This window comes from Streptomyces sp. R35, from assembly GCF_041053035.1.
Lineage (GTDB): Bacteria > Actinomycetota > Actinomycetes > Streptomycetales > Streptomycetaceae > Streptomyces > Streptomyces lutosisoli.
In genome coordinates this window covers 4,613,316-4,628,296 of the sequence record NZ_CP163440.1, presented here as the reverse complement: position 1 = coordinate 4,628,296, position 14,981 = coordinate 4,613,316, and the positions used below count along the sequence as shown (strand labels likewise).

Sequence of the window (14,981 nt, the reverse complement as noted above, 5' to 3'; positions counted from 1 at the left end):
CGGGGCGAGGGGTCGAGTCATGTCGGAGAACGTCAGCGAGACCAGTCGAACGGAAGAAGAAGCAGGCGCGAGTGTCGACCTCGGCCGGGTGCGCCAGCTCTGGCACCTGCTGGAACCCCTGCACGCCGTGCTCTACTACGCGCCGGAGGCCTTCGAGGAGGCGGCCGCGCTCGGGTACGGCACCGAGGAACGCTGGCCGAGCTACTTCCCTTACCGCGCGGCGCCGTTGGGGGCGGCCGGCAGCGAGCGCGTGACCTCCGCCTTCTACAGCTTCAGTCCGCGCATGGTCGCCGAACACATGAAGTCCGCCTGGCAGACCGCGAGCCCCGAGCAGATGCTGCGGGCCCGGGAGCGAGCCGTCGACCGGGCGTACCGCGCGATACTCGGCGACCGCATAGCGAGCCCCGAACTCGCCGAGGCCGCCGGGCTGGCCCGCCGCGCCGCCGAGGCCGCGAACACCGCGGGCCGCCCACTCGCCGCCGCCAACGCGGAGTTGGCGTGGCCCGAGGCCCCCCACCTCCAGCTGTGGCACGCGGCGACGATCCTCCGCGAACACCGGGGCGACGGCCACCTCGCCGCACTCCTCATCGCCGGCCTGGACCCCGTCGAGTCGCTCGTCTCCTTCGCGGCGATAGGCGCGGCCTCCGTGGAGCGCTTCGAGAGCCGCGGCTGGACCCCCGAGGAGTGGACGTCCGCCCGCGAACGCCTCACCGTCCGCGGCCTGCTGAACGACGACGGCACCGCCACGCCCACCGGCCACGAACTGCGCCGCCAAGTCGAACAGCACACGGACGAACTCGCCGCCACCCCTTGGCGCACCCTCGGCCCCGACGCCACCACCCGCCTTGCCGACCTGCTCGGCGAGTTCTGGGTTGCGGTGCTGAGCTCGGGACTGCTGCCTTCGGAGACGACGTTGGGGATCGGGAAGGTGTGAGGGGGCGGGGGAGCCCCCTATGTCTTTGGTCAAGCTGGTCGGCAGGTGGTTCAGGGCGCCTGGAACGATGTGCTCGTGCATGCTGATGATCGGATTGGCGAGGGTGTCTCTGCGGAGCTCGCGGTGTTTCTCCGGGGTGCTGTCGACGGCCGTCGGGTGAAGATCGTCCCTTCCGTCTGTGGGGAGTGCGATGGCCGGCTGTTCTTCGTGCTGGTCAATGCGTCCGGAGCCGAACGGGAGTGTTCGGGCTGTGGCAGCCGTGCGTTCATCGCGGACAGCGAGGAGTACTGGAACGAGGAAGCCTGGGAGGACGATGAGCCTGGTGCGGCCGGCTGCCCGTGCGCGAGTGAGGAGTTCGAGGCCGCGGTGGCGTTCTCGCTCGCCGATGACGGATCGGTCCGCTGGGTGACCGTGGGCTTGAGGTGCGTCCAGGACGGATTCTCGGGCGTCTATGCGGACTGGAAGATTGACTACGGCCCCGCGGACCACCTCCTGACCATGGTCTAGGTCCGTCGGGCGGCGGACCGGGCAGGATGCGGTTCGTGGACGGGTTCCGTCGCGGAGCATCGCGAGGAGGGCATCGGCCCGGCGTCTTACGAAACAGGGTGGGGCCGGGGTGTGGTGCTTTCCCTGGGCGATCTTCTTGCCGGATTGGGCCCGCGAGGTCGTGTCGGCCAGGGAGACGAACGCGGAGAGGGGGGAGCCTCGTTCGAGCTGCTCGCCTTCTCTCCGGGGGAGGATCCCGAGGGCGGAGGTGTCGCTCGACAAGCGAAGCCGCCCGCGGGACATGCGTGTCCGCGGACGGCCTTCGTCGTAAAGGGTTCAGGGTGGCTCTGTCGGCGCGAGCCTCTGTGCGTCTCCGGGCTATGGCTGATCGGGCCGGTCGCGGTCGATGCCCATGGAGCCTTCGATCTTCTGCTGCGTGTCGTCGACCTTGTCCGTGTACTTGTTGCCCGTCTTCTCGTTGACTTCTTTTTCCGCGGCGTCAGACATGTCCTTGGCCTTGCTGTGGCCATGGCTCTTGAATCTGTCGAAGATGCCCATCCAGAGCTCCTTCCGGAGATGACTCACCACCGACGATACGCCCGGCGTGCACCGATTGCCCGTTGAGGACGGGTATGGCCGAGGGTTCCCGGCCGCTACCGTGGGAGCAGGGGAAACGCGCCCGCACAGGGCGGACCCGGGAAGGCAAGGGGAGGGGCGCCGTGCTGCGTCTGAGGGGTGGGGCGGCCGTGGCCGCGCTGGTGCTGTTCGCCGTCGGTGCCGGTGTCAGTGGCTGCAAGAAGGAGAGCACGGGTTCCGCGGGCCCGGAGGAGACGGCGGCCGGTGGTGCCGCACTCGCCGCCGTGGACTCACTGACCGTCAAGGGGCGTGCACCCAAGACGGGGTACAGCCGGGAGCGGTTCGGCACGGCCTGGGCCGACACGGACTCAAACCGGTGCGACACCCGCGACGACATCCTCAAACGGGACCTGAAGGACGTGAAGTTCAGCGACGGGAAGTGCAAGGTGACCTCCGGGCTTCTCGCCCCGGACCCGTACGGCGGTCAGGACGTGACCTTCGCGCGCGGCCGCAGCCTGGTGGACATAGACCACCTCGTCGCGCTCTCCGACGCCTGGCAGAAGGGCGCCAAGTACTGGGACGCGAGCAAGCGGATAGCTCTGGCCAACGACCCGCTCAACCTCCGTGCCGTCGGCGCGAGCGCCAACCGCAGCAAGGGCGACGGTGACACGGCGACCTGGCTCCCGCCCGACAAGGCGTACCGCTGCACGTATGTCGCCTCCCAGGTGGCCGTGAAGCAGAAGTACGGGCTGTGGGTCACCGCCGCCGAGAAGGCGGCCATGAAGAAGGTGCTCTCCGGCTGCCCCGGCCAGAAGCTCCCCTCGGGCGGCAACCCGACACAGGCCCCGAAGCGGTTCCACGCGAACTAGCCGTCGCCCGGCCGCTGTCGCCCGAAAGCCCGTCGCGAACCGGCACCGGGACGCCGTGATGTCGTGGCGGCCGGCGCGGCAAAACCGTTTCACCCGGGCCGATTCCCCGCCTACCGTGTCCGACATGCAGCTGAAGTTGTCGAGTCTCGCCGAGCGCCCCGAGATGCTCGGGCAGGTGGTCGGTATGGCCAACAGCTGGCCGGAGTTCCTGCTCCACGACCCGGTGGGAGACACGCACTACGGCCGGATCGCCACCGAGCTTCCGGAGTATGTGCTGTTCGCCGAGGACGAGCACGGACAGGTGGTCGCCCACGCGTACAGCGTGCCGTTCGCCCTCGCAAGCGCGGACGACGACCGGGGCGAACTGCCCGCCCGGGGCTGGGACGAGGTGCTGGCCTGGGCGTTCGCCGACCGGCGCCGCGGCACACCGCCCGACACGGTGAGTGCCATCTCGATCGTCGTCGCCCCGCACGCCCAGGGCGGCGGCCTGTCGGCCCGGATGCTCTCCGCGATGCGGGACAACGCCCGGGCGCACGGCTTCGACGAGGTCGTCGCCCCCGTCCGCCCCAGCGGCAAACACCTGGAACCGCGCACCCCGATGGAGGAGTACGCGTTCCGGGAGCGGGCCGACGGGCTGCCCCACGACCCGTGGCTGCGCGTCCACGTCCGGGCGGGCGGCGTCATCGAGGCGGTGGCGCCGGCCTCCATGACGGTGGCGGCCTCGCTGGAGGAGTGGCGCGACTGGACGGGGCTCCCCTTCGACACCGAGGGCCTCGTCGAGGTGCCCGGCGCGCTGGTGCCGGTGCACTGCGAACCGGGGCGCGGATACGCCGTATACGTCGAGCCCAATGTGTGGGTGCGGCACACCCTGTGAGCTCGACGTATGGCGCGTGCGAGGTATTGCGCGTGCGACGTGTGGCGCGTACGACGTGTGGTTCGTGAGACGTACGGCTGTGACGCCTGTGTCTTGCGACGTGCGGGGCCTCAGCCGCCCAGCTTGTCCAGGTCGAGGATCTTGCCGGCGGGCTTCTCGGCCGGGACCGGCTTCTCGTACTCGCTGAAGGTGAGTGTGCCAGGGTCCTTGGCGGAGGTGCTGTCGACCCGCAGCAGGTAGGGCTTGCCCTCGGTGGCGACGTAGAGGGTGTAGCGGTCCTTGCCGTCCTTCTCGTGCAGGACGATCGCGGGGGTGCCGTCGATGGTGGTGGTCTTGCCGCGGGTGGCGTCGGAGTTCACGTTCTCCGCGTCGGCGAGCACGCTGTCGAGGTCGCAGAAGCCCGCGATGTCCTTGGCGTCGGAGCCGGTCGCGGACATCTTGGTCCACTTGCCGGCCAGCAGTTCCACGACCCCGTCGGTCTCGGACTTCGACTGGCCCTTGCCCTGGGCGCGCAGGAACGCCTCGTCGTACTTCATGTAGACGGTGTCGCCGGTCTTGATGAGATCGGCCTTGCCCTGGCCGGCCATGCTCATCGTGCCGGCGCACTCGCCCTTCTTGTTGAGGGCCATGTCGATGCCGATCGTGCCGCCGTCCTCGTCGTCGGGGACGTCGCCCTTCATGCGGAGCGAGTTGGCGCCCGTGGTGGCCTTCACGGCGCGGTCGGCGATTTCGCCCCCGGTCAGCCCGGCGAATGGGCCCTTCGGCTTGCTGTCCGCCTTGTTCTCGCCGGACAGACAGCCGGTGAGGCCCGCGGTGGCCGCGGCGGCGAGACAGAGGGCGGCAAGTGCGGTGCGACGCATGAGAGTTCCTTGAAGTGATGTGAGGTGGTGAAGAGGTGTGGGGGGAGTGGGGGGTGGGGACTGACCGCGGGTGGCGACAGCGGTGGCGTCAGCCGGTCTTCTTCCAGTCGCCGCAGCCCGTGGTCTTGAAGTAGCCGTCGCCGGCGCTGATGGTGACGACGGCCGTGCCGGTCACGTTGTTGTTGGCCACGATCGAGTCCATGGAGTGCGTGGCGTCCTTGTCGCGCTCCCAGTAGCAGGAGTCGTCGGTGTTGCCGGTGGACTTGTAGGTGCCGGGAGCGATGTCCGCGCCGACTCTGTACATACCGCCGTTGCCCTTGATCTGCGAGGCCGGTGAACCGGACGCCTTCGCGTCGACGGCCTCCCAGTCCTTGCAGCCGCTGGACTTGAAGAGCTTGTCGCTCGCCTTGATGGTCACGTAACTGGTGCCGCTGACGTTGTCGTTGGCGAGCAGGGAGTCCACCTCGCCCGAGGCGTCCTTGGCGCGCTCCCAGTAGCACATGTCGTCGGTGTTGCCCGTGGTCCGGTAGGTGCCGGGCTTGATGTCCGTACCGACCTGGAAGTCGCCGTCCCCCTTGAACGCGACCTTCTTCTCGGCCTTGGCCGCCTTGTCGCCGGTCTTGGCGTCGGCCTTCTTGCCGGACTCGCGGTCGGCGGAGGCGGAGGTGTCCTTGCCCTTGTCGCCGGAACCGCTGTCGCCGCCGGCGTTCGCCGAGACGACACCGATGACGACCACGCCCACGACGGCCCCCAGCGCGATCTTGCTCTTCATCCCCATGACAGTCCCCTCCCCAACGGCGGCGACCGCCGCTTCCCGACGGCCGCTCGTTCGATGGGTCAATAACAGCAGAGCGTGTGAACCGAGTCAACACGATTCACGCGGAAGGTTGTGTACACGCATGTGAAGGGATAGATCTTGCATACGTCGGTATGCTCGGCGTCACAGACGTGGACGGGGCTACGGGCGTCACAGGCCGGAGACGACGCAACGGGCGTCACAGGCCAGGACGGGGCCACGCGCGTCGCAGGCCGGAACGAGGGGAGCCAGGCGGGTGCAGGACAACGCGACAGAGGTGACCGCTGCCGGGATCGCGCGGCTCGCCGGGGTCGGCCGCGCCGCCGTCAGCAACTGGCGCCGCCGCCACGCCGACTTCCCCAAACCGGTCGGCGGCACCGAGACCAGCCCCTCCTTCGCACTCGCCGAAGTCGAGGCATGGCTGCGCAACCAGGGCAAACTCGCCGAGGTCCCGCTGCGTGAACGGGTCTGGCAGCAACTTGCCGGACACCCCGAGGGCCCCGTCACCGCCCTTGTGCATGCCGGCTGCGCCCTCCTGCTCATCAACGACCGCCCCACCGACTGGCTGGAGCTGAGCGCGGGCTCCGACGAACGCCTCGCCGCGATGCTGCCCGCCGCGCTCGACCAGGTGATCACCCCGCGCTTCGGCGCGCCCCGCGAGCGCGCTGTGAACACCCCGACCGGCCCCGAGCTCCTCCCCTCCGCCCCGCTCCTGCGCGGCGCCGCCGAGCTCGCCGCCGAGCTGGGGGCGCGCCAGACGTACGAATTCCTGCTGGGGCGGCACCTCGACAACAACCCGCGCCAGTACACGCTCACGCCGGGCGACCTCGCCACGCTGATGGCCGAGCTCGCAGGACCGGCGCGCACGGCGCTCGATCCGGCGTGCGGCACCGGCGCACTCCTGCGCGCCGTGGCGCCCAGGCCGGACCAGGAGCTGTACGGCCAGGACAGCGCCCCCGAGCTGGCGGCCCTCTCCGCGCTGCGGCTCGCCCTGCAGGGGAAGGCCGCCGTCCGCACCGCCGCCGGGGACACCCTGCGCGCCGACGCGCACCGCACGCTCCAGGCCGACGTCGTGCTGTGCCACCCGCCGTTCAACGAGCGCAACTGGGGGCACGACGAACTCGCCTACGACGCCCGCTGGGAGTACGGCTTCCCGGCCCGTACCGAGTCCGAACTGGCCTGGGTGCAGCATGCGTTGGCCCACCTCAAGGACGGCGGCAGCGCCGTCATGCTGATGCCTCCGGCCGCCGCCTCGCGCCGCTCGGGCCGCCGGATCCGCGCCGACCTGCTGCGCCGCGGCGCCCTGCGCGCGGTGATCGCCCTGCCGATCGGTGCGGCACCCCCGTACAACATCCCGCTGCACATCTGGGTGCTGCGCCGTCCCGAGAAGGCGCCCGCGCAGCCCGAGTTGCTGCTCATCGACACCGGTGCGCTGGCCACCGACAGCCGGGGCGGCCTCGACTGGCCGACGGTGCGTACCGCGGTCCTCGACGCCTGGCGGCCCTTCGAGCGCACCGGCGGCGCGCGGGAGGAGCCGGGGTTCAGCCGTGCGGTGCCCGTCATCGAACTCCTCGACGACGACGTCGATCTGGCCCCCGCACGCCATCTGCCGCCGGCCGCCGCGGGGGGCGGCAGCGAGCAGCTCGCGAGCGTACGCGAGCGCCTCGGCGCGACCCTGCGCCTGACCGCCGATCTCACGCCCCCCGAGGCGCAGCCCGCGCAGCCCGCGCGCTGGCCCCTCATCACCGTCGGCGAACTGGCGCGCGGGGGCGCGCTTTTGCTGCGCACGGGAGGAATCGGCGCCCCCGCGCGCGTGCCGGTACTCACCGACCACGACGTGCTCGCCGGTACCGCGCCCTCCGGAACCCTCCCCGAAGGGGAGGAGGAAGCCGTGCTGGTCGAGACGGGCGATGTCGTCGTCCCGGTGCTCGGAGGCGGCTCCATCGCGCGCGTGGTCGACGAGAACACGGCGGGCGCCGCCCTGGGGCGCAACCTCACGCTCCTGCGCCCCGATCCCGCCGCGCTCGACCCGTGGTTCCTGGCCGGCTTCCTGCGCGGCACCGCCAACAACCGCCAGGCCAGCAGCTATGCGTCCACCGCCACCCGGCTCGACGTGCGCCGTCTCCAACTGCCCCGGCTGCCGCTCGACGAACAGCGCCGCTATGGCGCACGTTTCCGCGCGCTCGCCGAGTTCGAGGACGCGCTCCGGCGCGCGGGGCGGCTCGGCGAACAGCTCGTGCGCGGTATGTACGACGGACTGACGGACGGGACGGTCGCGCCCCACTGAGGCCCTGGGGACGGGCGAAGGAGCCGCGGCGGAACGGGCGAACACGCGGCGGTGGGACGGGCGAAGTGATCAGCACGACAACGGTTCGGTACAACCCGTGACCGGTTGTCCTTGTCGGCCTATACGCTCGGACTCCGAACTCGTACGTCCGTCCTCATCAGGCCTCCAGGAGCAGCCATGCAAGGCCACGGCCAGGCGCATCCGGTGAAACCGCCACCCCCGACCGGGTGGCTGGTCTTCCTGCGCGTGTTCTTCGTGGTGATCTCGGTGTTCACCCTCGGCCTGCTCGCCTGGACGATGATGCTGCGCCTGGCGATCGTGACCCGCAAGTCGCTCGACTGGGGGCTGTTCGTGGCCGCGATCGCGGCCGAGGTCCTCAGCCTCGTCCTGCTCGCCGCGGAGCCCGGCGACGAGATCCACACCGCGGGCGGCTGGACGGGACTCGCCCTGCTCCTGGGCTCGCTCGTGATCGCGATCTCGTACTACCTCGCGGCGGACATCCGCCACTTCCACCAGCTCCGCTTCGCGGGATATGCCCCGCAGCAGCTTCCGGCGCCCGCGTACGGCTACCCGCCGCAGCAGCCGTACACCGCCACGACGGTTCCGCAGACCCAGATGCCGCAGACCCCGGTGCCGCCGATACCCCAGGCGCAGCCGCCGGTGCCGCCCGTGTCGCCGCCGCCGCTCCAGCGGCCCGCGCCCGCGCGGATCGACCAGGTGCGCGCCGAGCTCGACGAGCTCAGTGACTATCTCCGCAAGCACGACGGCCATCACGACGACGGCAGGGACGGCAGGTGAGCGTGGCGACGGGGCGTGTGGTCGCGAACCGCTATGAACTGTCCACGCTCATCGGGCAGGGCGGCATGGGCCAGGTCTGGACGGCCTACGACCAGCGCCTCGACCGGCGTGTCGCCGTCAAGCTCCTTCGCCCCGACAAGGTCGCGGGCCAGGAGGCCGACGAGCTGCGCCGCCGCTTCGCGCGCGAGTGCCGGGTCACCGCACAGGTCGACCACCCCGGCCTGGTCACGGTCCACGACGCGGGCAGTGAGGGCGAGGAGCTGTTCCTCGTCATGCAGTACGTCGACGGGGCCGACCTCTCCGACCACCTCGCCGAACACGACCCGTACCCCTGGCAGTGGGCGGTCGCGGTCGCCGCGCAACTGTGCGCCGTGCTGAGCGCCGTACACGCCGTGCCGATCGTCCACCGCGACCTCAAGCCGCGGAACGTGATGGTCAAGCAGGACGGCACAGTCACCGTCCTCGACCTGGGCGTCGCCTCCGTCATGGACACGGACACGACCCGGCTCACCCACACCGGTTCGCCCATCGGCTCACCCGCCTACATGGCCCCCGAGCAGGCGATGGGCGGCGCGGTCGGCCCGTACACCGACCTGTACGCACTCGGCGTGCTGCTGCACGAACTCCTCAGCGGAGACGTGCCGTTCTCCGGCTCGACGGCGCTCGGCGTGCTGCACCGCCACCTCTACGAGCCGCCGCTCCCGGTGCGCCGTCTGCGCCCCGAGGTGCCGCCCGCACTGGAGAGTCTCGTCCTGCGCCTGCTGTCCAAGGACCCGCAGCACCGGCCGGCGTCCGCGCAGGAGACGTACGAGCAGCTGCTCCCGCTGCTCCCGGCGCGCGGCATGCCCACGGGCGCCCCCCTGGATCCCACGCGCCCCTTCCTGCGCCCGCACGCCCCGTGGCCGGACCGGGCGCGCACGCCGGCGCCCCAACCGCAGCCCGCGCCCGCCGTGGAGAAACCCGATGTCGCGGGCGCCGTCGACGAGGTCAAGCGGCTGCTCGGCGAGGGCCGCATCACGCAGGCCGTCGACATCCTCGGCTCGATCCTCCCGGCGGCCGCCGTCGAGCACGGGGAGCACTCGCCCGTTGTGCGCACCCTGCGCAAGCAGTACGCCGCCACTCTCATGGACGACGGACAGTACCGGCGCGCGCTGCCCGAACTGCGCCGTCTCGCCGACGAACGCGCCGCCGAGGCCGGCCAGGCCGACCCGCAGTCCCTGCGCTTCCGCTACGAGGCCGCCCAGTGCCTGGAGCAACTCGGCGAACCGGCCGCGGCGCTCGCGGAGTACCGCGCGCTGCTGCCGTACTACGAGAACCAGTACGTCGCCGGAGACCCCGAGATCTCCCTCGAAGTCCGCCGCCGCATCGGCCACTTGCTGCTCGCCCTCGGCGACCGCGGCGCCGCCCACGACACCCTGGCCAGACTGCTGCACGACGTGGAACGGCTGCGCGGCCCCGGACACCCGATGGCGGCGGAGATCCGGCGGACGCTGCAATGGCTGGGACAGGTGCGGGGCTGACCCGAGGCCCGAGGCCCGAGGCCCGAGGCCCGAGGTCAGAACCTTGAGGCATCGCAAGCTTTGCGCCACCTTGGCGGATTCTTGTAGTGATCAAGGTGCGGGGTTTCCCGAACAGTGGGGGCGTGCCGGATAGGTTGCGATCCGTTTTGTGCGCCACGCGCGCGCGTGCACGCCGCCCATCGCATACGCATCGCATGCGCATCGAATGCGCGGGGCACGCGCGCGTGCCCCGCGCACCCGTCACTTGAACCATGGGGTGGGGATTTCATGTCCAGCCATCGGCATTCCAAGAAGCGCAGATACGTGGCATGGGCCGCGGCCGGCGCCGCCGTGGTCGCCGGAGCCGGGATCGCCGCGCAGACCTCGATGGCCGCCACCACGTGGCCCGCGCAGCGCACGTTCACCGGGCGCGCCTTCGACACCTGCGCCGCGCCCTCGCTGTCCGCGATGAAGGCGTGGAACACCGGCTTCTACGGCGCCGCCGCCGTCTACGTCGGCGGGAAGAACCGCGGCTGCAGTCAGCCCAACCTGACCGCCTCCTGGGTGAAGTCGGTGAGCGCGGCCGGCTGGAAACTCATCCCGCTGTACGTCGGCGCCCAGCCGTCCTGCGAGACCGGGTCCAGCCCCGAGAAGCTCACCGCATCCACCGCCGCCTCGCTCGGCGCCACCGACGGCGCGGACGCGGTCGCCAAGGCCTCCGCGCTCGGCATGAAGGCCGGCAGCCCGGTCTACCTGGACATGGAGGCGTACGACACCACCGACACGGCCTGCAACAACGCCGTGCTGACGTACGTGCGCGCCTTCGACAAGGCCCTGCACGCCAAGACGTACCGCACCGGGTTCTACGGCTTCACCAGCTCCAGCGCCAAGGCCATCGCGACCGCGACCGACAAGACGGACCTGCCGGGCAACCTCTGGTACGCGCTGTGGGACAAGACGAACACCACGACCACGGACTGGCCGTGGGGCTCCACCCAGTTCACCCCGCACAGCCGCGCCCACCAGTACATGGTGAACAGCAAGGAGATCCGCGGCGGTTACACGATCACCGTGGACCGGGACGCGTGGGACGCGCCGGTGGCGATCACGGGCTGACGCCCCTGTGATGCCGTTGATGCCGATGTGATGGTGCGACGGTGCCTGAAGGCTGGGCGAATCGTTGGTCGAAAGGGTGGCCGAGAGCTGGGCCACTGCCTACCATCGATCACCGCAAGACTTTGTGCACCGTCGCACAATCTCCTCGGGAGGCTTCCTTGCACCGCCGCCGTCGCACCGCGCTCGTCCTCTCCGCCGCGATCGTTGCCGCGGCCCCCCTTCTCACCGCATGCGGCAGCGAGGCGCATCCAGGCGCAGCGGCCGTCGTCGGCGGTCAGCGGATCACGGTCGCGCAACTGGAGAGCCGGGTGAACGAGGTGCGTGCGGCGCAGCGGGCCGCCACCAAGGACGAGGCCCAGTACGAGCAGGCCATCGCCAAGACCGGCAGCCTCACCCGCGACACCCTGCACGGCATGGTCCTCGACCGGGTCCTGGACCGGGCCGCGAAGAACGCGGGCGTGACCGTGACCCGCAACGACACCCAGCAGATGCGAACGGCCCTCGAACAGCAGGCGGGCGGCGCGAAGGCGCTGGAAACGGCCTGGCTGCAGAACTACGGAGTGGCGCCGACGCGCCTCGACGGCAGCCTCCGCACCGAGATCGAGGCCCAGAAGCTGGCCGCCACGCTCGGCGCCGACATGAACACCACCGAGGGCAAGACCACGTTCTGGAACGCGATGTCCTCCGCCTCCAAGGAACTCCACGTCGATCTGAACCCGCGCTACGGCGCCTGGGACGTGCAGAAGAGCAGCCGCGTCGACGCGAAGACGCCGTGGCTGCGGGAAGTCACCGCGGCGGCGACCCAGCAGACGACATAACGGGTACCGGGGCGCGGGGGCTGTGGATAAACGGTTCGGTCGGGCGGCTCGCGGATAGAGTGGTGCGGCTGTCCAGCCTGCTGCTGCGGCAGCCCGGGCCGCGGCCCAAGGAGCTTTGAGGCCGCGCTCACCCGCTGATCCACGGGTCGGCCACGCGGCCTGTGGATAACTCCAGGGGCTGTCGGCGGCGTGGGTTACGTTCGAGGGGTGAACGCAACCAGCAGCTTCGACGGAGACCCGACCGCGACCGGCCCCGACGGCGCCCCGACCGCCACCGACCCCGGCCGTATCGTCCTGCTCACCACCAGCCACCGCGTCGCGCCCGGGCTGCTGTCCTGGCCCGCCTGGCAGGCGCTCCGCGACGCCGACCAGGTCCTGTGCGCGGACGGCGCACACCCGCAGCTGCCGTACCTGCGCGAGGCCGGCATCACCGTCGACGAGGCGTCCCCGTCCGCCCAGGAGCTGGTCGACGCCTGCGCCGGCGGCCGCACCCTGGTCGTCGTCGCCACCGGCGAGGGCGAGCCGCGGCTCACCGACGGCCTGGCCCGCCTGGCCGGCTCCGGCCGCATACAGATGCCGGACCTGGAGCTGCTCCCCGCCTCGTACGACCTGCCGGGCGCCCGCCTCCTCGACCTCGTCCAGGTCATGGACCGCATCCGCCTCGAGTGCCCTTGGTCGTCCCAGCAGACCCACAAGGGCCTGGCCAAGTACGGCATCGAGGAGGCGTACGAACTCGTCGAGGCGATCGAGGAGGGCGACCGGGACGAGCTGCGCGAGGAACTCGGCGACGTCCTGCTCCAGGTCGTCTTCCACGCCCGCATCGCCGAGGAGGACGAGGAAGCCCCCTTCTCCATCGACGACGTGGCCGGCGCCATCGTCGCCAAGCTCATCCACCGCCACCCGCACGTCTTCGGCGAAGAGACGGCCACCACCCCCGAGGAGGTCAAGGAGCACTGGCTGCGCACGAAGGCGGAGGAGAAGCAGCGGACGTCCGTCACCGAAGGCATCCCGCTCGGCCAGCCGGGCCTCGCCCTGGCGGCCAAGCTGGCATCGCGGGTGCGTACGGCGGGACTTGAGGTGCCGCTTCCGACAGGGGAGGGCGTCGGATACGAGCTGCTCGCCATAGCCGCGCGCGCCGAGGCCGAGGGCGTGGACCCGGAGGCGGCACTGCGGGCGGCGGGACGGGCGTACCGGGACGCGATTCGTGCGGAGGAAGGCATTGCGGAGGAGAGCGCCGCGGAGTTGGACGCGGAGGACTGAGGGGCCGAGAGCTGAGGCCTGAGGGCGGGGTGCCGGGGTGCCTGACGGAGGGGTGGAGGCGGAGGGCTGAGGCCGGGGCGCCTGATGGCCCGGTGGAGCAGGAGACCTGACGGTCAGGGGCCGGAGTACAGGGGAGGCCTGACGGGCGTCGGCCGGAGTGCGGAGAGGAGCCCTGACAGGCATGAAAGCGCAGTGCGCAGGGGGGAGGCCTGACAGACGTGGGCCGGAAATCCGAGCGGCAGGCATCTGACGGTCAGGGATCGGGGCCGGAGTTACGTCTGCGGGGCTCGGCTCGACGGGTTGTGCCAGGTCGGCTGGGGGCGGTCGAGGAGCCATTCCGCCGTGCCCACCGGCCGGGGCCGCTCCTGAGCGGTCGGTGGCAGGGCGTCGTGGAAGATGCGCTCGGCCGGTGTGCCGAGCTTGGGGAGGGCCTCGCCGATCTCTTCGACGAGTCTGGGCGGACCGGCCAGATAGACGTCGTGCTGGGTCCAGCCGGCGCGGTTGCCCAGCGCGGTCAGGAGGCGTTCGGTCGCCTGGACCCTGGGACGGCCGGGCGCGGGGGTGATGAAGGTGACGGTGAGCCGGGGAAGCCGGGCCTGGAGTCGCTCGACGGCGTCCCGGTCGTACAGGTAGGAGGTGTCGCGGGCGACGAGGAACAGGCGGGCCTCGTGGGTGTCGTCGAGCTGTTCCAGCAGCGCCTTCACGGGTGCCCATCCCGTGCCGGCCGCGATGAGGGTGAGGGGCCGTTCCGCGGGGGTGCGCAGGATCAGCCCGCCGCCGGGCGCTCCCAGCCGCAGGACGTCGCCCTCCCGGGTCTGCCGGACGAGGGCGGTGGAGAGCACACCGTTTTCGACCCGGCTGATGTGCAGGTCGAGGGTGTGGTCGGCGCGGGGGGCGTTGGCCAGCGAGTACGGGCGCCAAATGCCTGGGAGATGGGGGACGTTGACGGTGACGTACTGGCCGGGGGAGTAGCGGAGCCGGTGGTGTGGGCGCAGGGTCAGCACGACGAGGTCGTCGCCGTGCCGGGTCCGGGCGGTGACCTCGGCGTCCCACCAAGGCGGTTCGCCCTCGTGCTGCGACTCCCAGGCGCCCTGCAGCATCACGTTCGTGATCGCCCCGTATGCCTCGCCCCAGGCCTTCTCGACCTCCGCGTTCCACGCCGACCCCGCGACGACGGCGAACGCGGCGATCAGACTCGCCCCCACGGCGGCGTAGTGCTCCGGTTCCGCCAGATATTTGCGGTGGTCCCGCCCGAGTTCCCGTAAATACCCCGGCAGCCGCGGGTCCTCCAGCCGCTCCATCACATACGTGAGCGCCGCGAACAGTCGGTCCCGCTGCCGCTCCATGTCCTCCGGGAAGTCCAGCGGAAACAGCCCGCGGACGTCCGGGTTGTGCCGGAACAGGTGCGAGTAGAAGTACTTGACCGCGAACTCGGCCCGTCTCTCGACGACCGCGAAGCTGGATCTGAGTATTTCGGGGTCCACTGCGTGAATGTATGGAGTTTTCGAGCCGTGAGGTCAAACAGCAGACGATTTATGGACAGCCTGGGGTGAAATGTGCGGGGCTCGGGGAGGGCCCCTGCCGAGTACCGTCGCCTCAGGGCGTTCGGTCGGCAAGGGGGCGTGGTGGATGGGGAGTTGGCGGAACCGGCGGGCGCGAGGGCGAGGGTCATTGCCGAGGTGATGAAGGGGGAGGGACGGGAGAGGAGCGGGGGGCGTTCGCGTCGCTCGTGATGCGGGGGCTGTCCGATGCGGAGGCTGCCCGATGTGCGGGCTGTCCGATGGGGAGCTGGGGTGACTCGGGGCTTC

At 71.0% G+C, this 14,981-nt stretch carries 14 protein-coding genes; 10 read left to right on the top strand and 4 right to left on the bottom strand.

Features of this window, described 5'->3' with window-relative positions:
- Positions 1-19 precede the first annotated feature (19 nt).
- Positions 20-934 carry a hypothetical protein gene (locus AB5J50_RS21110; RefSeq protein ID WP_369259992.1) on the top strand — a complete coding sequence of 305 codons (915 nt, stop codon included), beginning with the start codon at positions 20-22 and terminating at the stop codon, positions 932-934.
- Positions 935-979: 45 nt separating this feature from the next.
- Positions 980-1,441 carry a hypothetical protein gene (locus tag AB5J50_RS21105; RefSeq protein WP_369259991.1) on the top strand — a complete coding sequence of 154 codons (462 nt, stop codon included), beginning with the start codon at positions 980-982 and terminating at the stop codon, positions 1,439-1,441.
- A 357-nt stretch (positions 1,442-1,798) separates the two neighbouring features.
- On the opposite strand, the gene AB5J50_RS21100 is transcribed toward AB5J50_RS21105, so the two are convergent.
- Complete coding sequence (locus AB5J50_RS21100) at positions 1,799-1,978, bottom strand: Rv0909 family putative TA system antitoxin (protein WP_369259990.1); 180 nt, start codon at positions 1,976-1,978, stop codon at positions 1,799-1,801.
- Positions 1,979-2,139: 161 nt separating this feature from the next.
- Between AB5J50_RS21100 and AB5J50_RS21095 the strand changes: the two genes are divergently transcribed.
- Both AB5J50_RS21095 and AB5J50_RS21090 read left to right on the top strand, forming a co-directional pair.
- Positions 2,140-2,865, top strand: a complete 726-nt coding sequence (locus AB5J50_RS21095) for an HNH endonuclease family protein (protein WP_369259989.1) — start codon at positions 2,140-2,142, stop codon at positions 2,863-2,865.
- 124 nt (positions 2,866-2,989) lie between these two features.
- Complete coding sequence (locus tag AB5J50_RS21090) at positions 2,990-3,739, top strand: N-acetyltransferase family protein (RefSeq protein WP_369259988.1); 750 nt, start codon at positions 2,990-2,992, stop codon at positions 3,737-3,739.
- Between the two features lie 110 nt (positions 3,740-3,849).
- Here the strand turns inward: AB5J50_RS21090 and AB5J50_RS21085 are convergent, their stop codons facing one another.
- Together AB5J50_RS21085 and AB5J50_RS21080 are read right to left on the bottom strand one after the other, a co-directional pair.
- Positions 3,850-4,599 carry a hypothetical protein gene (locus AB5J50_RS21085; RefSeq protein WP_327429293.1) on the bottom strand — a complete coding sequence of 250 codons (750 nt, stop codon included), beginning with the start codon at positions 4,597-4,599 and terminating at the stop codon, positions 3,850-3,852.
- An 88-nt stretch (positions 4,600-4,687) separates the two neighbouring features.
- Positions 4,688-5,377, bottom strand: coding sequence for a hypothetical protein (locus AB5J50_RS21080; RefSeq protein WP_369259986.1), 690 nt, complete (start codon positions 5,375-5,377; stop codon positions 4,688-4,690).
- A 274-nt stretch (positions 5,378-5,651) separates the two neighbouring features.
- Here AB5J50_RS21080 and AB5J50_RS21075 point away from each other — a divergent pair, with 274 nt between their 5' ends.
- The 6 genes from AB5J50_RS21075 (at position 5,652) to AB5J50_RS21050 (ending at position 13,173) form a co-directional block, all read left to right on the top strand.
- Positions 5,652-7,682 (top strand): N-6 DNA methylase, encoded by a 2,031-nt coding sequence (locus AB5J50_RS21075; protein WP_369259985.1) that lies wholly within the window; start codon positions 5,652-5,654, stop codon positions 7,680-7,682.
- Between the two features lie 177 nt (positions 7,683-7,859).
- Positions 7,860-8,480 (top strand): hypothetical protein, encoded by a 621-nt coding sequence (locus AB5J50_RS21070; protein WP_369259984.1) that lies wholly within the window; start codon positions 7,860-7,862, stop codon positions 8,478-8,480.
- A gap of 38 nt (positions 8,481-8,518) precedes the next feature.
- Positions 8,519-10,000, top strand: a complete 1,482-nt coding sequence (locus AB5J50_RS21065; protein WP_369265461.1) for a protein kinase — start codon at positions 8,519-8,521, stop codon at positions 9,998-10,000.
- 267 nt (positions 10,001-10,267) lie between these two features.
- Positions 10,268-11,095 (top strand): glycoside hydrolase domain-containing protein, encoded by an 828-nt coding sequence (locus tag AB5J50_RS21060; RefSeq protein ID WP_369259983.1) that lies wholly within the window; start codon positions 10,268-10,270, stop codon positions 11,093-11,095.
- 158 nt (positions 11,096-11,253) lie between these two features.
- Positions 11,254-11,913 (top strand): SurA N-terminal domain-containing protein, encoded by a 660-nt coding sequence (locus AB5J50_RS21055; protein ID WP_369259982.1) that lies wholly within the window; start codon positions 11,254-11,256, stop codon positions 11,911-11,913.
- 207 nt (positions 11,914-12,120) lie between these two features.
- On the top strand, positions 12,121-13,173 hold the full coding sequence (locus AB5J50_RS21050) for a nucleoside triphosphate pyrophosphohydrolase (RefSeq protein ID WP_369259981.1): 1,053 nt from the start codon (positions 12,121-12,123) through the stop codon (positions 13,171-13,173).
- Positions 13,174-13,445: 272 nt separating this feature from the next.
- Here the strand turns inward: AB5J50_RS21050 and AB5J50_RS21045 are convergent, their stop codons facing one another.
- On the bottom strand, positions 13,446-14,657 hold the full coding sequence (locus tag AB5J50_RS21045; RefSeq protein WP_369259980.1) for a globin domain-containing protein: 1,212 nt from the start codon (positions 14,655-14,657) through the stop codon (positions 13,446-13,448).
- Between the last annotated feature and the right edge of the window lie 324 nt (positions 14,658-14,981).